At 64.7% G+C, this 19,402-nt stretch carries 15 protein-coding genes; 8 read left to right on the forward strand and 7 right to left on the reverse strand.

From position 1 onward, the window contains the following. Positions 1-277 precede the first annotated feature (277 nt). The 3 genes from KIO76_RS05570 (at position 278) to KIO76_RS05580 (ending at position 5,241) form a co-directional block, all read left to right on the forward strand. Positions 278-3,406, forward strand: coding sequence for a tetratricopeptide repeat protein (locus tag KIO76_RS05570; RefSeq protein WP_213321849.1), 3,129 nt, complete (start codon positions 278-280; stop codon positions 3,404-3,406). Between the two features lie 156 nt (positions 3,407-3,562). After that, positions 3,563-4,483 carry a sulfite exporter TauE/SafE family protein gene (locus KIO76_RS05575; protein WP_213321850.1) on the forward strand — a complete coding sequence of 307 codons (921 nt, stop codon included), beginning with the start codon at positions 3,563-3,565 and terminating at the stop codon, positions 4,481-4,483. Continuing rightward, the gene (locus KIO76_RS05580; RefSeq protein ID WP_213321851.1) at positions 4,483-5,241 is read left to right on the forward strand and encodes a TIGR02186 family protein; all 759 of its coding nucleotides are present in this window, start codon (positions 4,483-4,485) and stop codon (positions 5,239-5,241) included. Before KIO76_RS05575 ends, KIO76_RS05580 begins: the two co-directional genes overlap by 1 nt. 21 nt (positions 5,242-5,262) lie before the next feature. Here the strand turns inward: KIO76_RS05580 and pdeM are convergent, their stop codons facing one another. Both pdeM and KIO76_RS05590 read right to left on the reverse strand, forming a co-directional pair. Continuing rightward, positions 5,263-5,988: a ligase-associated DNA damage response endonuclease PdeM gene (gene pdeM, locus KIO76_RS05585; RefSeq protein ID WP_213321852.1), complete on the reverse strand. Its 726-nt coding sequence runs from the start codon at positions 5,986-5,988 to the stop codon at positions 5,263-5,265. A 39-nt stretch (positions 5,989-6,027) separates the two neighbouring features. Beyond that, positions 6,028-8,526 carry a ligase-associated DNA damage response DEXH box helicase gene (locus KIO76_RS05590; RefSeq protein ID WP_213321853.1) on the reverse strand — a complete coding sequence of 833 codons (2,499 nt, stop codon included), beginning with the start codon at positions 8,524-8,526 and terminating at the stop codon, positions 6,028-6,030. A gap of 401 nt (positions 8,527-8,927) precedes the next feature. Here KIO76_RS05590 and KIO76_RS05595 point away from each other — a divergent pair, with 401 nt between their 5' ends. The 3 genes from KIO76_RS05595 to KIO76_RS05605 all read left to right on the forward strand — a co-directional run bounded on the left by KIO76_RS05595 (position 8,928) and on the right by KIO76_RS05605 (position 12,597). Beyond that, entirely contained in the window at positions 8,928-10,004 is a 1,077-nt protein-coding gene (locus tag KIO76_RS05595) for a ligase-associated DNA damage response exonuclease (protein WP_213325048.1), read from the forward strand. Continuing rightward, positions 10,001-11,809, forward strand: coding sequence for a cisplatin damage response ATP-dependent DNA ligase (locus tag KIO76_RS05600; protein ID WP_213321854.1), 1,809 nt, complete (start codon positions 10,001-10,003; stop codon positions 11,807-11,809). Before KIO76_RS05595 ends, KIO76_RS05600 begins: the two co-directional genes overlap by 4 nt. 128 nt (positions 11,810-11,937) lie before the next feature. Beyond that, positions 11,938-12,597, forward strand: coding sequence for a LuxR C-terminal-related transcriptional regulator (locus tag KIO76_RS05605; RefSeq protein WP_213321855.1), 660 nt, complete (start codon positions 11,938-11,940; stop codon positions 12,595-12,597). Between the two features lie 94 nt (positions 12,598-12,691). Here the strand turns inward: KIO76_RS05605 and KIO76_RS05610 are convergent, their stop codons facing one another. Further along, positions 12,692-13,633: an alpha/beta hydrolase gene (locus KIO76_RS05610; RefSeq protein ID WP_213321856.1), complete on the reverse strand. Its 942-nt coding sequence runs from the start codon at positions 13,631-13,633 to the stop codon at positions 12,692-12,694. A gap of 98 nt (positions 13,634-13,731) precedes the next feature. Between KIO76_RS05610 and KIO76_RS05615 the strand changes: the two genes are divergently transcribed. Next, the gene (locus tag KIO76_RS05615) at positions 13,732-14,001 is read left to right on the forward strand and encodes a DUF6460 domain-containing protein (protein WP_213321857.1); all 270 of its coding nucleotides are present in this window, start codon (positions 13,732-13,734) and stop codon (positions 13,999-14,001) included. 14 nt (positions 14,002-14,015) lie between these two features. Here KIO76_RS05615 and KIO76_RS05620 read toward each other — a convergent pair whose 3' ends face one another. Next, positions 14,016-15,098, reverse strand: a complete 1,083-nt coding sequence (locus tag KIO76_RS05620) for a quinone-dependent dihydroorotate dehydrogenase (RefSeq protein ID WP_213321858.1) — start codon at positions 15,096-15,098, stop codon at positions 14,016-14,018. Further along, positions 15,095-15,454 carry a DUF952 domain-containing protein gene (locus tag KIO76_RS05625; protein ID WP_291975749.1) on the reverse strand — a complete coding sequence of 120 codons (360 nt, stop codon included), beginning with the start codon at positions 15,452-15,454 and terminating at the stop codon, positions 15,095-15,097. The genes KIO76_RS05620 and KIO76_RS05625 overlap by 4 nt, the downstream gene beginning before the upstream one ends. A gap of 321 nt (positions 15,455-15,775) precedes the next feature. Here KIO76_RS05625 and KIO76_RS05630 point away from each other — a divergent pair, with 321 nt between their 5' ends. Then, positions 15,776-16,405, forward strand: coding sequence for a S24 family peptidase (locus KIO76_RS05630; protein WP_213321859.1), 630 nt, complete (start codon positions 15,776-15,778; stop codon positions 16,403-16,405). Between the two features lie 162 nt (positions 16,406-16,567). Here the strand turns inward: KIO76_RS05630 and KIO76_RS05635 are convergent, their stop codons facing one another. Together KIO76_RS05635 and KIO76_RS05640 are read right to left on the reverse strand one after the other, a co-directional pair. Beyond that, positions 16,568-18,283, reverse strand: a complete 1,716-nt coding sequence (locus tag KIO76_RS05635) for a lysine--tRNA ligase (protein ID WP_213321860.1) — start codon at positions 18,281-18,283, stop codon at positions 16,568-16,570. 220 nt (positions 18,284-18,503) lie between these two features. Then, the gene (locus KIO76_RS05640) at positions 18,504-19,346 is read right to left on the reverse strand and encodes a transporter substrate-binding domain-containing protein (RefSeq protein ID WP_213321861.1); all 843 of its coding nucleotides are present in this window, start codon (positions 19,344-19,346) and stop codon (positions 18,504-18,506) included. Positions 19,347-19,402: the final 56 nt, after the last annotated feature.

The following is a 19,402-nucleotide window of genomic DNA, read 5'->3' on the forward strand; positions in this document are numbered from 1 at the left end:
CGCACGAATGATGCATCCCCTGCCATTTTACGTGAAGCGGATGCAGGCGGAAGACACCGCCCTACGCAGATTGATCAGGAAAAATACGCGACCTGCGGACGATACAACCATTTGGTGCAAACATCCACTTCATTCGTTAACTGGTTGTTAACCGTAAATTGAAAAGAGTGGCATTGCGAGGCAGACTCTCGATTCCGCCGCTTTTGTGAAGTTGCGGTGGTCCCAACTCAGAGAGATGCCTTCGGCAGCACGTGACCGCACGAGGACCATCGCGATCATGACTCAGAACGTTCCCTGGAGTGTCAAAGGGATCGATCCCCAAGCCCGCGAGGCTGCGAAGGATGCAGCCCGCAAGGCCGGCATGACGCTGGGCGCGTGGCTGAACAGCATGATCGCGGAAACAACCCAACCGGGCGGCGGCGGGCTCCACCGCTTTTCGTTCGACAGCGAATCGCAGGATGTCTTCGCGCACGCGGCCGACAGGCTTTCCCTCGAGACGGCGGCACTGAAAGCGCGCGCCGCCGAGGCGGCCTCCCGCGGCGCGCACACCTCCCAGCCCGGCCCGGTCGCCGCGCTGGAAAACCTGCTGGACAGCGTCGCCAGGCGCCTCGACGCGATTGAAACCCGTCTCGATACGCAGCACGCGGCGGAGCCGACGCTGTCGGCCGTCGAGAAGCTTGAACAACGTTTGGAGTTCCTCACCGCGGCGGTAGCGCCGTCCGGTGCAACGGCGGCGGAAGATATGTTGCGTACTCTCGAGAAGCGATTGACGGACATCATCGTTCGGCTTGGCCCTGATGCCAGCGCAGCGATTGCGCCCCGGCGCGAGACCCAAAGGCATCTTACCGAGGGGGCGAGCACCGGTGGTGGTCAGCATGAGCCGCCCCTCTCGCCCCACAGGGCCGCGAGCCTTCGTGGGACGACCCCGTTTCATGAACCCATCACCCGCCCTGGCGGCGGTGATGCAGACATCGATCGATTCGCGGCAACTATCGCCGAGATCCGCCGTCGGCAGGCCAGACTGTCTGAAGAAGGCGAGCAGGACATCGCCGACATGCCGGCCGACACGGAAGACGCCGATATGGACCAAACTGACAAGGCCCGCCCCGCATACAGGACGGCCATGCCGGCAAGCCAGTCGGCGCCGAGCGGGATTTCGGTAGACGTTGCGGAGCGGCTCGAAGCCCTGACGGAAAAAATCGACGCTTTGCTCGTGCCGGGCCGCTTCCCCGCGCTCGACGGCGTGATCGAGCGGCTCGATCGAATCGACGCCCACATCGAGCATCCGAAGCTCCCCGGCGATTTCGGACGTGTCGAGCAGTTGCTGACGGTTGTCGCTGACCGGCTCGAAGCGAACCATGACAAGGCGCTCGATACGGAGAGTCTCGATGCGCTTGAAACACAGATCGCGCACCTCGCTCATCGCGTCGATGATGCCCTGCGCAACAAACCGACCGACGCCAGCCTCGAGAAGAAGCTGGGCGAGCTCGAGGTAATCATCGTCGGCCTCGTCGATCGGGTGCAGGGCCTGCAGAAAGAAGCTGTCGAATCCGTCGAGTTCGCCACGCGCAGCGCCGTATCGGACGCCCTCAGCGCGAAGATTTGGGACGGCTCTGACGACATGAGCGGCCTCAAAGCCGATATCGCTGACCTCAAATCCGTTCACAGCGCTATAAGCGAACGCACGCAGGACACCCTCAGCGCCGTGCACCAGACGCTGGAACTGGTGGTGCAGCGGCTTGCTCTCATGGAATCGGAACGCGCTTTTGGCCGAAAGCCGGACCTCTCGCGCTCGCTGTTCGAAAAGCAGGCGTCACAGATCCTTGCGGCCGATCGCGAGGCCTCGGCCGGCACGCCGCCGTCCACCGCGGAATCCGCACGCGCTGCCGCCGACGCGGCCCCCATGCCGGCGCCGGATGTCAAATCGAGCTTCATCGCCGCTGCACGGCGCGCCGCCCAGACGGCAACGGTCGAAATGGGAGTGGCCGCAGCGGCGCCGCAAGCCGCCGCAGCGCAAGCCACGCCGAAGCAACCTCCCGTGGCGGCCCCTGCCTCCACCGCGCCCCAATCCGAGGCGGACGGGGCTGCCGCCATCGTGCGGGGACGTGGTGAATCCCTGATCGAACGCCTGCGTCAAGGCTCGACCCGCCGCCGCAAGTTGGTCTTCGGCCTTGCCGCTCTCGTCATCGCTCTCGGTGCGGCGCAACTCATCGTCTCGTATGGGCGGCTTTCGAAAGACGGCACCGCGCCCATCGCGACCAATGAACACAGCGCCGTTCCGTCCGAACCCGCGCCGAATGCGCCGAGCCTCGCGCAGGCTAAGCCCCATAACGCACCGCCCGCGACCAAAGCTCAACAGTCGGTTGCGCTCGGGCCAAATTCGCAGATGGCGGATGTCCCCGCCGCGAGCTCCGCTCAACCAGGCCAGCTCGGATTGAAGGACTTTGTCAATCCTCTTGCCCCGCCATCAGCCAACCCGGCTGCAAGCTCCGATAACTCGGTTACCACCGGCTCCATAAAGCCGCTGCCCGAGTCGACCCTTCCCGACACCAGGCCCGCTCAAGACAGTCGGTCCACCCAGGTCGGCACTGTTCCCATGGCGCCCTTGTTCCCCGCGCCAAGCCCATTCGCGCCCGAAACCGTGGCTCCCGAAACGGCAAAGCCTCGCGAGATCACCACCCTTCTGCCTAAGGACATGTTAGCAGGCATTCCCGCGGGCATCGGCACGGACGCCCTGCGACAGGCAGCAGAAAAAGGCAATGCCGCCGCCGTTTATGAACTGGCGTCACGGCTCGCCGAGGGGCGCGGGATCCCCCGTGACATGAAGAGCGCGGCGCGGCTGTTCGAGATCCAGGCGGAAGCAGGTTTTGCACCGGCGCAGTATCGTATCGCCAATCACTACGAGAAGGGCTTTGGCGTCGATCGCGATCTTGCCAAGGCGCGTGAGTGGTATCAGCGTGCCGCCGAGGCCGGCAACGCGAAGGCCATGCACAATCTGGCCGTTCTCTACGCAGAAGGCGTCAGCGGTAAACCGGATTACCCGACCGCCGTGAAATGGTTCCGCAGGGCGGCCGAACTCGGCATTCGCGACAGCCAGTTCAACCTCGCCATCCTTGCCGCGCGTGGCCTCGGCATGGATCCCGACCTGGTGCAATCCTACACCTGGTTCGCCGTTCTCGCCGAGAACGGAGACGCCGACGCCGCCGAGAAGCGGGACAGCGTCGGCGCCCGCCTGTCCCCCACGGACCTCACCCTGGCGCGCGCCGCCGCGGAGCAATGGGTCGCCAAGACGCCCGATCCGGCAGCCAATTCGGTCGAGGTGGCGCCGGAGTGGAACAGGCCGGCGATGCCGAAGAACACGACGGGAGACGCCGGCGCAGGCGCTAAAACGAAAACGCGAGGTTGACCTTTCGTTCCGTGGGCGTAACCATCTGAAAAAACGCATATCCAAAGGGTGGAATCGACGATTCTCTAAGGACTATGCGCCGTATTGTTGGACCGGCATCGTGCTTGCGGTGCCGGTGCTTTGTCACATGTGCTGATTCCGTTCGTAAGGCGCGTCGTGCAGATCTATCTTCCCATCGCCGATGTCTCGGTGAACTGGTTGCTGCTGCTGGCAATGGGCGGCGGTGTCGGCTTCATTTCCGGCCTGTTCGGCGTGGGCGGCGGCTTCGTGATGACGCCGTTGCTGATTTTCATCGGCATTCCGACTGCGATCGCCGTCGCCACCCAAGCGGCGCAGATCGCCGCGTCCTCGATGACCGGTTCCATCGGCTACTGGCGACGACGGGCCGTGGACGTGAAGCTCGGCCTGGTGCTCGCTGGGGGCGGCCTCATCGGCACAGTCCTCGGCGTGTGGTTCTTCAATGTGATGCGGCGGCTTGGCCAGCTCGATGTCATTATCGCCATCGCCTATGTCGTGCTCTTCGGCGTAATCGGCGGATTGATGCTGTTCGAGAGCCTGCGCGCCATATGGCTGACCCGCAAGGGCGTCAGACGACCGCCGCGCAGGCCCGGCGAACATCCCTGGTATCTCGGATTGCCGCTGAAGATGCGCTTCCACCAGTCGAAGCTCTACGGAAGCATCATACCGCTGGCGCTGCTCGCCCTCCTCATCGCCTTCATCGGTGCCGTGCTTGGCATCGGCGGCGGCTTTATCGCCGTTCCCGCGCTGATTTACCTGTTCCGCATCCCGGCCGCGGTCGTGGTGGGCACCTCGCTCTTCCAGATCCTGCTCACCATGGTGGCGGCGACGATCATGCACGCCACCTCCAACCATTCAGTTGATCTGGTCCTCGCCCTGCTCCTGATCGTCGGGGGCGTGATGGGAGCGCAGTTTGGCGCGATCGTCGGGCGTAATCTACGCGGCGACGCTTTCCGTCTGCTGCTCGCGCTCCTCATACTCGGCGTCGGCGTCCGCTTCGCCGGCGATATCATCCTGAAGCCCGACGAGACCTTTTCCATCGTGACGCTGGACAACTGATGAAACGGAGCGCGCTGGCCCTTCTCGCTTGTCTCGCCAGCATGTTACCGGCGACCGCGGAAACGCTCGTCACCTCGCTGTCGACCTATCGCGTTGCCATCAACTCGAATTACACCGGAGCCTCCCTCGTCCTCTTCGGCTCGATCGAGCGCGACGCGCGCACGGCGACACGCGCCGCGCCCTATGATCTCGTCGTCACCGTGCGTGGTCCCAGGCGTACGGCCCTGGTGCGCGAGAAGGAACCGCTGGGTCCGCTCTGGATCACCCGCGGGCAGCGCCGCTTCGTCGACCAACCGGTTTATCTCGCCGTCGTAAGCTCGCGCGCCATCACCGACATCGCGGGAGAACCCGTGCGCGGGCGGCTGAAGCTGGGACTGGAAGCGGAATTCGCGTCGCCTCTTCCCGGCGCGAACATCATGGGCGAGGACTTCATCGACGCCTTCATTCGACTGCGCCGCCAGCAACACCTCTTCCAGGAAGATCCCGAAGGTGTTGTCTTCCTGACGCGGAACCTGTTCCGGGCGAAGATTGATCTGCCCGCCATAGCCCCGACAGGCCTCTATGAGGTGGAAACCATCCTCTTGTCTGACGGGGTCGCGCTCTCGCGGCAGTCAACCAATTTCGAGGTCGAAAAGACGGGCTTTGAACAGGCAACGGTCGTTCTCGCCCGCGACTATGGCTTCCTCTACGGTCTCATCGCCGCCGCGAGCGCGCTCTTCCTTGGCTGGCTGGCGACAGTCGTCTTCCGCCGTGAGTAGCGGCGCGAAAGGCGTCGGCGCTCAATCCGGCAGCAATTGCGGCGACGCGATAGCGAAGGTGCGACGGCCGAGCACGTGGGCTGTCATCCCGCGCGGGAAGAGCGGCGCGAAGGCCTCATCGCGTACGTTCAGCCCGCCGGCATAGGCGCCAAAGGCCGGTAGCACGCAGCGCCCAGGCCCGAGTGCGAAGCAGCGGCGGCGGACGACCTGGCCTCGCGAGGCAACTTTCGCGACAGGATGCAGATGGCCAGCAAGCTCGAAGGCCGCACGGCAATCCGGCGCGCTACCGGGAATATGCCGCAAGGCTATCCCGCCGGCCGACATCTCCGCGACCACGTCGCCGCCAACTCCGACCGGCGGTGAGGGATCATGATTTCCGGTGATCCAGATCCATTGGCGTCCGCGCTGCAACGCCTCAAGCCGGTCCCGATCACCAACATCGAGCCTCGATCCGCCGCCATCATCGTGGAAGCTGTCGCCGAGCGCGACAACGATGCGCGGCGCATATATGTCGATCACGGCCGCCAGTCGCTCCAGCGTCGCCTTGGTATCGTAAGGCGGCAGAAAGATCCGGCGGCGAGCATAGGAGGAGCCCTTCTCAAGGTGCAGGTCCGCCACCACGAGCATGCGCTCCTCGCTGAGGAAGAGCGCCCCGCGCGGATCAGCCTCGGCCACAAGCCCACCGAGCAGCACCGCGCGAGCAGTGTTCTGGCTTCCGCCCTCGGCGCTCTCCCTGGCGATCACCATGCTCAAATCAATGTCTCGCTCATTCGCCGCAGCCGCGCCTTACCCCAGTGCCTCTTCGATGAGGCTCGCCTCCGCATCCGCCAGGATCGTCTCAGCTGCCTCGCCGTAGACCAGCTCACGGCCGATTTCCAGCATCACGGCGATCGAGAGCGGCGACAGCCGCTCAAGCGGCTGATGCGTGATTCGGCCCTCGATGCGCCCCAGCATGCCGGCGAGGCGCGCGAGGTCAAGCAGGCCAGTGGCCGCATCCGCCCGCGCCGCTCGGAGGAGGAGATGCTGCGGTTCGTGGCGGCGCAGCACGTCGTAGACGAGATCAGTCGACATGGTGACCTGGCGCTGCGACTTCTGCTGCGCGGGAAAGCGGCGCTCGATGAGACCGGCGATGATGGCGCATTGCCGAAAGCTGCGCTTCATGAGCGCCGATTCGGCGAGCCATTCCTCCAGGTCGTCACCCAGCATGTCCTGGCCGAAGAGGCCATTGACAGACAATCTGTCCGCAGCAATGGCGGCATCAATATCCGACAGGCACCAGGCGGCGAGGCCATAATCGTTGGCCACGAAGCCAAGGGGGTTGAGCCGTGCCCGCTCCAGCCGGCGGGTCAACAGCATGCCGAGCGTCTGATGGGCGAGCCGCCCCTCGAAAGGGTAGCAGACAAGAAAATACCTGCCCGCGCGCGGAAAAGTCTCCACCAGGAGCCCCTCGCGGCCGGGCAGGCGCGAAAGCCGTCGCTGCCCCTCCAGCCAGTTCGACACGGGTGTTGGCAAGCGATGCCAGTCGTCCGGGGCCGCCAGCATCGCACGCACCCGATCCGCGAGAAAGGTCGAGAGGGGAAACTTGCCACCTTCGTAAGAGGGGACCTTGGGATCGGTACCAGGCGCCGTGCGCTGGGTGATCACCTCGTTCTCCACAATGGCCTCGAAGCGCAGGACCTCGCCGGCGAAGACGAAGGTGTCACCGGGCGAAAGCCCCTCCGCGAAATATTCCTCCACCTCGCCGAGGACGCGCCCGCCGCGCATCCAGCCTTGAGTCGGCTGGACGCCCCGGCGCGGCTTCGAGACGCGCACCTTGAGCATCGCCGCCTCGACTATGGTGCCGACGTTCAGACGGTATTGCTGGGCCACGCGTGGATTGGCGACGCGCCACAATCCGTCGCGCCCCCGCGCGATCTTGGCGAAGCGCTCATAGCTTCTGAGCGCGTAACCGCCGGTCGCGACAAAATCGACGGTTGCGTCGAAATCAGCCCGGCTGAGGCCGGCGTAAGGCGCCGCACGCCGTACTTCCTCATAGAGCGCATCAGCCGCGAAAGGGGCTCCGCAGGCCATGCCGAGAATATGTTGCGCGAGCACGTCCAGCGCGCCGATGCGCGCATCCGGCGTGTCCTGTGCAGCCTCGGCGACCGCATCGAGCGCTGCCCGGCACTCCAGCACCTCAAAGCGGTTCGCCGGCACCAACACCGCCTGCGACGGCTCGTCGAGCCTGTGATTTGCACGTCCGATACGCTGCATCAGACGGCTCGCCCCCTTCGGCGCGCCCACATTGACGACGAGATCGACGTCACCCCAGTCGATGCCGAGATCGAGCGTCGAGGTACAGACGACGGCCTTGAGTTGGCCCGCCGCCATTGCTTCCTCGACACGGCGGCGTTGTGCGACGTCGAGCGAGCCATGATGGAGCGCGATGGCGAGATTGTCGTCGTTGATATGCCAGAGCTCCTGGAACAAGAACTCTGCCTGCATGCGAGTGTTCACGAACACAAGGCTGAGCTTGTGCGCACGGATGGCTGCATAGATCTCGCGCATCGCGTGGCCAGCGGTGTGACCGGCGAGTGGCGGCGCCACCTGTGTCTCCAGGATGCCGATGTCCGGCTGCGCGCCGCCCTTGACCACGACAATATCGGGAGGCGCATCCCCCGGGAGATAGCGGGCGAGCACCTCCGGCTCCCGCACCGTGGCGGAAAGCCCGACAGCGGTCAGACCTGGCGCGAGCTTTCCGAGCCGCGCCAGGCCGAGCGAGAGTAAATCACCCCGCTTGGAGGTTACGAGCGCGTGCAATTCATCAAGCACCACGCGCTTCAGGCTTGCGAAAAAGGCCTCGGACTCGCGGTGGGCAAGGAGAAGCGCCAGTTGCTCCGGCGTCGTCAGCAGGATGTCCGGTGGCCGCTCGATCTGGCGGGCGCGCTTGTGGGCAGGCGTATCGCCGGTGCGCGTCTCGATCCTGACCGGCAGCCCCATCTCGCGCGCCGGTGTCTCCAGATTGCGGGCGACGTCGACCGCCAGAGCCTTCAGTGGCGAGATGTAGAGCGTGTGCACGCCGCGCGAGAGGTCCGGATGTCGGCTGCGCGCGGTGAGCTCGACGAGACTCGGCAGAAAGCCGGCCAACGTCTTGCCGGCGCCGGTTGGTGCAACCAGCAGCGCCGATCGGCCGGCCTCTGCCTTGGCCAAAAGTTCGAGCTGATGGACGCGCGGTGTCCAGCCCCGGGCGGCGAACCAGCCGGCAAAAGGCTCCGGCAAAGGGAATATGGGCGGCGCATCGGGCACGGAGCCAATCTAGTGCATTGCGCTGAAAAGTGTATGCGGATTTGACGGATCTGGCCTCCATTGGACGCCGCCCTGATCCCTCTCCTCCAGGGGAGGGGGCGCCGCAGGCACCGCGTGGGGGGCCGGACGGCTGACCCCGGCCGGAGAACGGCGACAGCCGCATGGCCAGCACAGCATCGCTCTCTGCCTCGTTGCGCGCCCACCCGACCTCGCTGCGCGAGGCCACCCTCCCCTTGAAGGGAGGGATCAGCGGCAGCGGTTCCCTCGTGTCATTCCCGGCGAGACGAAGCGTCGGAGCGGGAAACCAGGGCTGTCTTTTCAAAAGCGCTTCTCTCGACATGTATGCGACAATCACCCCTGCCCCTGTGCATGGCCGCAGAAAGACTTATCTTTCGGGGAGCATGCGCCCCACCGATCTTCTCACGCTCACGCCCGAAGGGCTTTATTGTCCGCCTGGCAACTTCCACATCGATCCGCTGCGGCCGGTGCCGCGAGCGTTGATCACTCATGGCCATTCCGACCATGCCCGGCCAGGTCATGGCGCTGTGCTCGCCACGACGGAGACGCTCGCCATCATGGCGGTGCGGTGCGGCGAGGGGTTCTGCGGCACGCGGCAGGCGGCCGTGCTGGGCGAACCGATGCGGCTCGGTGGCGTCACCGTCACCTTCCATCCGGCAGGTCATGTGCTCGGATCCGCCCAGATCCTCATCGAGGCAGGCGGTTGCCGCATCGTCAATTCGGGCGACTACAAGCGCGAGCCGGATCCGACTTGCACCGCTTTTGAACCGATCGCCTGCGATGTTTTCATCACCGAGGCGACCTTCGGCCTACCCGTGTTCCGCCATCCGCCGACGCGCGACGAAGTAGCGAAACTGCTCGATTCAGTCGCCCTGTTTCCAGAGCGCAGCCATCTCGTCGGCGCCTACTCGTTGGGTAAGGCGCAGCGGCTCGTCGCCCTCCTGCGTGAGGCGGGACACGATGCGCCGGTCTATATCCACGGCGCCATGGAACGGCTGATGGCTCTCTATGAGACGTTGGGCGTCCCTTTGGGTGATATCCGCAAGGTCCCTCTCGCCGAGGAAGCTGGCCGCGGCACCTTCGCGGGTTCGATCATCCTCTGCCCGCCGAGCGCGACGCAGGAAATCTGGTCGCGCCGCTTTGCCGATCCGGTCACTGCCTTCGCCTCAGGCTGGATGCGGGTGCGGGCCAGAGCACGTCAACGCGGCGTGGAGCTGCCGCTGGTGGTCTCCGACCACGCCGATTGGGAGGATCTCTGCACCACCATCTGCGAGACCGGCGCCTCTGAGATCTGGGTCACTCATGGCGAGGCCGACGCCTTGGTCCACTGGTGCACGACCCGTGGCCTCAAGGCAAAGCCTCTGCACATGCTTGGCTATGGCGACGACGAGGAGGCGGCCGCAGCCGAGAACGAGATGCCGATTGCGAGCGAAGGAGCGACGGAGGGCAAAACGCCATGAACCGCTTCGCCGAGCTGCTCGATCGCCTCTCCTATGAGCCACGCCGCAATGCCAAGCTCAGGCTGATGAGCGCCTATTTTCGCGAGACGCCTGATCCTGAACGTGGCTTCGCGCTCGCTGCGCTGACCGGCGCGCTCTCCTTCGCCAACGCAAAGCCCGGCGTCATTCGGTCCTTGATTGCCGAGCGCACGGATCCCGTTTTGTTCGCCCTGTCCTACGACTACGTCGGCGATCTCTCGGAAACCGTCGCCCTGATGTGGCCGGGGCCTGTCCCGGCTGGCATGGCGGCCATCGATCCCTCCCCTCAAGGGGAGGGTGGATCCGCGCGCAGCGCGGAGACGGGAGGGGGCGCCCCAGCCCCTCCGCTGCGCGAAGGGCCCTCCCGTGAAGGGGAGGGATCTTCGAGCCTTCCCACAAGTGGCCACAATCATCCGCCGGCTCCAACCTTGACCGAAGTCGTCGAGGCGCTCACGGCGACGCTGAAGCCCGACCTGCCGCCCCTCGTCGCCGGCTGGCTCGATGGTCTCGACGAGACAGGGCGCTGGGCCCTGCTCAAGCTCATTACAGGCGGCCTGCGCGTCGGCGTGTCCGCGCGACTTGCCAAGACGGCGGTGGCAGAACTCGGCGCTCTCGAGGCGGACGATATCGAGGAGGTCTGGCACGGACTGGAGGCGCCGTACGAGGCCTTGTTCGCCTGGGTCGAAGGGCGCGGCGATAAGCCGGAAGCCACATCGGCGGTTCCCTTTCGCCCACCGATGCTGGCGCACGCGCTCGAGGAAGTGGACATCGACAAGCTCGATCCCGCCGATTTCTCCGCCGAGTGGAAATGGGACGGAATCCGCATCCAGGCCGTGGCCGGCACGAGCCGCGGGCGGAACGACGCCCATCGCCAGGTGCGGCTCTATACACGCACGGGCGAGGATATTTCGGGTGCCTTTCCCGATCTCGTCGGAGCAATCCTCGCCGACGCCGGGTTCGACGGCGCCATCGATGGCGAGTTGCTCATCATGCGAGGCGGGCTCGTGCAGAGCTTCAACGTGTTGCAGCAGCGGCTCAACCGGAAGTCGGTCACGCCGAAGCTGGTGGCGGAATATCCCGCCCATATCCGCGCCTATGATCTCCTGGCGGAAGCGGGGGAGGATCTGCGTGCGCTGCCGTTCAGCGAGCGCCGGCAGCGGCTCGAACGCTTCGTGCGCCGCCTTTCCGGCACCCGCATCGATTTGTCTCCTCTCGTCGTGGCGGCGAACTGGGACGCTCTGGCGGCGGCACGGATGGATCCCGCCTCCGCTGGTGGCGGCGCGGATGCTGCTGCCATCGAAGGCTTGATGCTGAAGCGCCATGACAGCACTTATGTACCCGGCCGTCCCAAGGGGCCCTGGTTCAAGTGGAAGCGCGATCCGCATACGGTGGATGCTGTCCTGATGTATGCTCAGCGCGGGCACGGCAAGCGATCCTCGCTTTATTCGGACTACACCTTCGGCGTGTGGCGCGGACCGGAAGGCGAGGAAGAGCTGGTACCGGTCGGCAAAGCCTATTTCGGCTTCACCGACGAGGAACTCACCAAGCTCGACCGCTTCGTGCGCCAGTCCACCGTCAATCGTTTCGGCCCCGTACGGGAGGTCGTACATGCACGCGACAGCGGATTGGTCCTGGAGGTTGCCTTCGAGGGCCTGCAATCGTCACCACGCCACAAATCCGGTATCGCCATGCGCTTTCCGCGCATAAGCCGCATCCGCTGGGACAAGCCGCCGCGGGAAGCGGACCGCATCGAGTTCCTTGAAGCCTTGCTCAGAGGCAAAGATTAGGGCAAGGACACTGTCCTATCGGATGGGGGATCGCGAAATTATCCCAATTTTTTGGTTTTTTTAGAGTTACTCTTGCGCCGCAAGGCGTGACGCGAAACAATGTGGCAAAATTCGGGAGGCCCATTCCATTGAACGATCAGCCATCTGTGCAGATCGTCATCGCAGATGACCACCCGCTTTATCGCGGGGCTTTGCAGCAAACCATTACGACGCTGATGCCTCAGGCGACGGTGATCGACGTCGGCACTTTTGATGACGCGGTTGCGGTCCTGGCGGAAAAAGGCGACGTCGATCTTGTCTTGCTCGATCTCGCCATTCCCGGAGCACAGCGCCTGTCCGGCTTGATGTATCTTCGTGCACAGCATCCCGGCACCCCGGTCGTCATCGTGTCCGGCAACGACGACAGAACGGTCATTCGCGGCTGCATGGACTGTGGCGCCTCAGGATTTATCCCTAAGTCTCTCGGCGTCGCGAGCATCGGCGAGGCCGTGCGTTCCGTCCTCGCGGGACACACCTGGGTCCCGCCGGATATAGACCTTTCAACGGCCGGTGACGCGGCGCTGAGCGATGCTGCTAAACGCCTTTCCCGCCTCACGCCACAGCAGTTGCGTGTCCTCATGATGCTGACGGAGGGGCTGCTCAACAAGCAGATCGCCTATGAGCTCAGCGTGTCCGAGGCCACTGTGAAGGCTCATGTCTCCGCGATCCTGCAGAAGCTCGGCGTCGAGAGCCGCACGCAGGCCGTCATCCTGGCCGGCAGGGTTACCGGGACGGGAACCGCCGCCTGAGAGCGGCCCCTCCCTGTCATTCTCTGAGGGACCTGCCGGCACCTGTAAGAACCGATTGCCCCGGTCTACGCGGTCTTCTATGCAGCCGGAGAACCTAGAACTCCGCCAGAAAAGCTTCGCTGCGGCTCAGGGCCCTTTCGGTCAGGGCGCTTGGGAAGCCGATGAAGACATGACATCCGCCGGGGTAGACCGCGAGTTCCGCGCGATTGCCGGCCGCTGTCCAGCGCGCGCTCATGAACAGGCTGTCGTCGAGCAACGCGTCGCGGGTACCGATGGTGAAAATCGCCGGGGGCAGGCCACGGAGATCGCCGTAAAGCGGTGAGATGTCGGGGGCCCGCAGATCTCCGCCGTTGCGCAAGAAGTTCTGGACGAAGAGATGAATGTCGAGCGTCCGCAAAATCAGCTTGTCTTCGCCGAACTGCCGGGCGCTCGGAGTCATCCCGAGGTCGAAGGCTCCAGCCACGAGATTGGCGGCGCGGAAGGGCGTGAGCCGATGTCGGTCGCGGAGGCGCAGCAAGGTCACGACAGACAGATGCGCGCCCGCCGATTCCCCGCCGATGAACAATCGCTCCGTGCCGAAGCGGTCCTTGGCTTCCCGCACGAGCCAGAGCGCCGCCGCCTCGCAATCGTCAGGCGCGGCGGGATAGGGATGCTCAGGCGCGAGCCGGTATTCGACGGAAACACACGCCAGTCCCGCTTTCTCGACCCAGCGCTCGAGACGGCCATCCTGCAGGTCCGCCCCACCGAACGTCCACCCTCCGCCATGGACATGGAAATAGACACCGCGCGGTTGCTGCGGCGCGATGATCCGGAGCGCGAGAGGACCACCCGGCCCGGGGATCGTCACGGTCTCGGCGCGCGGGCTTTTTGGCGCCAGGGGGAAGGCCCCGATGCCTTTGGCGCGCATGTCGCGAATGACGGCCGGCGGCAGGCTCCACTGGTCTGGAGCCAAGTCGGCATTGGCGATGATCGTGGCATTGAGCGCCGCCGTCTCGGGGTCAACGGCGGCAGGATCGAACAGGGCAGGATCAAGCATGCGACAGACCGGTTGCGCTCGATGGACGGGCCTGCGATGAAACATCAATGAGCGATTGTCGTCCAGCAGGCGGCAGCATCGGCAACGGGAGCATGCGTATGGCCAATGGTTCACTGCAGCGTTTTCTCGGCGGTTCGCCGGGAGCGGTTCTGGTGCGGCTGGTCTTTCTGTCGATCCTTGTCGGCGCGCTCATGGCCTTTCTTGGGATCACGCCCTTCAGCCTGGTCGAAGGCATCGTCAGGTTCATCGATCGCATCTTCGGCCGAGGCCTGGAAACGCTGATGGAAGTCGGCCAATGGCTCGTCTACGGCGCCATCATCGTCGTGCCGATCTGGCTCCTGCTCCGCGTGACCAGCAGGGGGCGATAGGCCCCCAGCGATAGTCAGCCCGCGCGCGTCCAGGCGCTGGCGTCCTGGCCGACATGGTGGGCCAGCGTGCCTCCCTCGGCCGCGAGCCTGGCGATGAGGCCCTGCTGGATGACGCCCACCAGCTCTAGGCCGTGATAAACCAGCGCGCTGTAGAGCTGCATCAATGTCGCGCCGGCGCGGATCTTCTGCCAAGCGGTCTCTGCAGATGAAATGCCGCCGGCCGCGATCAACGGAAAGGCGCCCTCGACACGCAGGAAGGTCTCGGCAAGCATCCGCGTCGCGAGCGGAAACAGCGGCTGGCCGGAAAGGCCACCCGCCTCCGTCACCCGCGAATCCCGCAAGGTCGCGGGCCGGCTGATGGTGGTATTGCCGACGATCATGCCGTCGATGGCGCGGGCACGGGCCACCCTGACTATATCGTCGAGCTCGGCGAGGGTGACATCCGGCGCGATCTTGAGGATCACGGGGCGACGCGGGTCACTGGCGCCGTCGCGTGCCTCAAGCACGCGGGCGAGGAGATCATCCAGGGCGGCCGCCTGCTGGAGATCACGCAGTCCCGGCGTGTTGGGTGAGGAGATATTGACGGTGAAATAGCTGGCGTAAGGCGCGAAGGCCTTCACACCAGCCACGTAATCCGCCGCGCGATCGGCCGAGTCCTTATTGGCGCCGATATTGATGCCGACGATCGCCTCTGGGTGCGCCCTACCGCGTCGCGCTGCGAGCCGTGCCTCGGCGGCGGCATGGCCACCATTGTTGAAGCCGAGCCGGTTGATGACGCCCTGGTCGGCCGGCAACCGGAAAACACGGGGGCGCGGGTTGCCCTCCTGCGGCCGCGGGGTCAGCGTACCCGCCTCCACGAAGCCGAAGCCGAAGCCGAGCATCGCATCGGGCACCTCGGCGTTCTTGTCGAAGCCCGCGGCAAGGCCGACTGGGTTGGGAAAGCTCAAGCCGAAGGCCTCGACCTTGAGCTTCGGATCGCTCCGTGGTGGCCTCGCGGGCGGCAGCGCCGCCAATGCGCGGATGGTCAGGCGATGTGCCGTCTCGGCATCAAGCTGCGCCAGAAACGGCCGCGCGAGAGCGGCGAGCATCGACATCATGGGATTTCTTCCGGAAAGACATGCCCGCCATCGGCAGCGAGGGGCAGCGGCACGACGCGGCGCACCGCCGACAACGGCAGGGTGGCGTAAAGATGCGGAAAGAGGTCGCCCCCGCGTGACGGCTCAAAGCGCAGCGCAGCGCCAAGCGCGGCGGGATCGGTGGCGACCAGCAGAAGACCCTGCTGCCCGGCGAAGTGGCGGCGAGCGGTCTCGCGAACCTGCGCTGCCGTCGAGAAATGGATGAAGCCGTCGGCGTGATCCACCGGCGCGCCCGCGAAGACACCGTTACGCTCAGCCTCTCGCCACAAGGTCTCCGGGCAAATCTTGTAGATGCAGGATTCGTCGATGGTGGACACAGGCGTCGCCTCCTCATCAGGTGGGTAGGGCAGGCGCGGTTAGAGATCAACCCGCTCAGTGCAGATCCGACTGCGCCGCAGGGGCGCTGATGCGTGGGATCAGGGCATCGCAACGTCGAGCTTCCTTCGTGAATTTCGGGATCAGGAGGCTTTTGGGGCGCCAGCGCGTTACCAGAAGTCCCGAGGCCTGGCGCCTCCCCCCCCCACACCAGGTTGAAGGTAGCCCCCGCTGCAACGGCCGGGAGCCGCCTGCCCTCTTGCAAAAAGGCATATTATCCTATAGTAAGGGAATTATCCTAGCCTTACATGAAAGCCGCTTCGATGCTCTCGCATGATCAGATCTGGTCAGCCGTCGATGGGCTCGCGGCACGTTATGGCCTCTCGCCTTCCGGTCTTGCCCGCAAGGCCGGGCTTGATCCGACGTCCTTCAACCGGTCCAAGCGCATCGGCCCGGACGGCCGCTTGCGCTGGCCTTCGACGGAATCGATTGCCAAGATCCTCGAAGCGACGGGGGCCTCCCTTGACGAATTTATGGCGAGCCTGGAGCGTGGCGGGCGCCGCGCTCCGCGCGGGCTGCCGCTCATCGGCTTCGCGCAGGCTGGCCATGGCGGCTATTTCGACGACGGCGGCTTCCCTGTCGGCACCGGCTGGGACGAGGTCGCCTTCCCGGACATGGGTGATGATCGGTTCTATGCGCTGGAGATTTCCGGCGAATCCATGCTGCCGCTTTATCGCGACGGCGATGTCATCATCGTTTCGCCCACAGCGGCACCACGCCGGGGCGACCGGGTGGTGGTGCGCACGACCGATGGCGAGGTGATGGTGAAAGAGCTCAAACGCCGCACGGTGAAGACCGTCGAGCTGCGCTCCCTCAACCCCGACCACGCCGACCGCGTGCTGTCACTCGCGGACGTCTCATGGATGGCGCGCGTGATGTGGGCGAGCCAGTAGCGCGCCACACAACTTTGAGCCGTGGGTTTGATGCTCGCGCATGCTTTGAGATGAAAGCGTACAGCGTCGTGAGACGATCTGAGGGATCGCGGCCGCGACACACGTCACCTGCTGCAAAGGACGAGCGGCGCCATTCATGGCCGCCGCTCGTCTTCTTCGTTCTCAGGCGGCTCCGCGAGCGGCCAGGAAGGCTTGATGCTCGGCGATGAGCTCGCCGTTCAGCGCCTTGGCAATGAGCGCGCGTGTCTCCGGAATGCCGTAGACGGCGACGAAGGAGCCGAAACGCGGCCCGCGCTCCTCGCCCAGCAGGATCTGGTAGATCGTGTTGAACCAGGCGTTGGACACGCCGGGCCGCTCGGGCGTCGCGTTCTTGGCGTTGAAGTCTTGATAGCGCGGGATCGGCCGGGCCACATCGTAGAGAACTTCCTGGATCTTTTCGGCTGATGCGTCCGCAGGAAGCGCCGAAAGCGCCGCCGAGAGGGCCTCAAGCGCTGCCTTCTCCTCGTCGTCGGCCAAGCGATAGGTTTTCGCCGGCTTCACAAAGTCTTGGAAATAGCGGATGGCGTAGCCGACCAGCGCGTCGAGCCGCGGATGCGTCTCCGGGCCGACACCCGGCGCATAGCGACGGATATAGCCCCAGAGCATGTCCTTGCTCTCGGCGTTCGCGACCGCCACGATATTCAGGAGCAGCGCGAAGGAGAGCTGGCTGCGCCCGCTGTTATCCCCGGCCGCCGCGACGGTCTCCGGCTCCGGCGGGTTGCCGGCGTGGATATGCCAGACGGGATTCGAGAGCCGCTGCGGCTCCGCCTGCTTCTGATAGGCGGCGAGATGGGCCGCATATTCATCGACCTGCCGCGGGATGACGTCAAAATAGAGCCGCTTGGCTTCACGCGGCTTCGAATACATGAAGAGCGCGAGGCTCTCCGGCATCCCGTAGGACAGCCATTCCTCGATCGTGAGGCCGTTGCCCTTGGACTTCGAGATCTTCTGGCCCCTCTCATCCAGGAAAAGCTCGTAGTTGAAACCATCCGGAGGCACGGCGCCGAGCGCGCGCGCGATCTGGCCCGATAGCTTGACGGAATCGATCAGGTCCTTGCCGGCCATTTCGTAGTCCACGCCGAGCGCCACCCAGCGCATAGCCCAGTCGGGCTTCCACTGCAGCTTGGCATGGCCGCCCGTGACCGGCGTCTCGAAACGCTCGCCAGTCTCTGGATCACGCCACACGATCGTGCCCGCGTCGGGCTTTATCTCATCGAGAGGCACCTGCATGACGATGCCGGTCTTGGGATGAATGGGCAGGAAGGGCGAGTAGCTCTGCGCCCGCTCAGCCCGGAGGCTGGGCAGCATGATGGCCATCACCGCATCATAGCGCTCCAGCACCAGCTTGAGCGTGGCATCGAACACGCCCGACTTATACGTCTCGGTCGCCGACTGGAAGGAATAGTCGAAGCCGAAGGCATCCAGGAAGGCGCGCAGGCGCGCATTGTTGTGTTGCCCGAAGCTCGGATGCGTGCCGAACGGATCCGGCACCTGCGTCAATGGCTTGCCGAGATAGGCGGCTGTCTGCTCCTTGTTCGGAATATTGTCGGGGACCTTGCGCAGGCCGTCCATGTCGTCGGAAAACGCCACGAGGCGGGTTGGAATCTTGTCTTCGGTCAGCACTCGGAAGGCATGGCGCACCATCGAGGTGCGCGCCACTTCGCCGAAGGTGCCTATATGCGGCAAACCGGAGGGCCCGTAGCCGGTCTCGAACAGCACCGATTTTTTCCCCGAGCGTTCCAGGCGTGCAACGAGCTTGCGGGCCTCTTCGAAAGGCCAGGCCTGTGATGCGTGAGCCGCATCGATAACGCCGCGATCGAGCGCGAGGGGGGTCGTCATGAACTCAACTTTCAGGTTTTCAGGATGTCAAAGGGGTCTGCCACCAGAAGCTCTATAGAGGCCAAACTGAGGCAAACGCGGCGGACACTAGAACATCGATCGCAAAAGTGCACGTGGTTTCTAGTGAAATGCGTTGCTCGAACAAGAGGATAGCGTGTGAGACGCAGAAGCGCACCCGATACCTTCCTCACGCGGAACTCCCGACATCCGCTGGCGAGCCTCAGTAGAAGCTCACCGGAAAGTAGCGGAGGTAAAGCTCCGCATAGGTGCCATCTTCCCATACCTTCTGCAGGCCGTAGTCGAGCGCCTGGCGCAGGATGGGATCATCCCGCCGGGTGATGAATCCCACCCCCTCGCCGAAATACCGGCTCTCGGTGTAGGGCCCGCCGATGAAACGACAGCAGCCTGCCGCATCGCTCCCGTTCAGCCAGAGCGCCATGCTGAGACCGTCGGCGAAGACATAGTCGACCTTGCCATCACGCAGCGCATCCTGTGCCAGGCCGAGATTGATGAAGGTTTCGACCTTCGCGCCCGGAAAAGTCGCCTTGAGGTAGGCGCGGTGAGCTGAGCGCTCCACGACACCGACCGTGCGCCCGACGATCGCTTCCACCGTGGGCTCGGGCAGATCGCCGCCTGCCCGCGCCACGAAACGGGCGGGGGTCCTGTAGTACGGCGACGTCACCGAGAAGCGCTGACGCAAATCCTCCCGGATCGGGATGGCGGCGGCGATGGCATCGCCACGGCTCTCGGCAAGCGACTCGAGAAGCGTATCGAAACGCCGGACCTGAATGGTGCAGGCAACCTGCAGGACGTCGCAGACGGCCCGCGCGAGATCCACCGAAAAGCCAGTCGGTAAGCCCTCCGCATCGGCAAAATGCAACGGCGGATACAAATCATCCGTGAGAAAACGGATGACCCGCAAACCAGTCAGATCCGGTTTGTTGGGGGAATTCTGCCGATTCCAGAAATTTGGAACAGCAACCTCGTCCGAGACGCCACGCGGCCGCCCTTCCTGAGCGGAAGAGATGCCCACACTCAAAGCCAGAACGAAGAAAGCCGTCATGGCAGCGGCAATCGCCGACGGCCGCCGCCACGACCAAACGATCCGGAGAATACAGG

Origin of the sequence: Chelatococcus sp. YT9, assembly GCF_018398315.1 — a bacterium.
GTDB lineage: Bacteria > Pseudomonadota > Alphaproteobacteria > Rhizobiales > Beijerinckiaceae > Chelatococcus.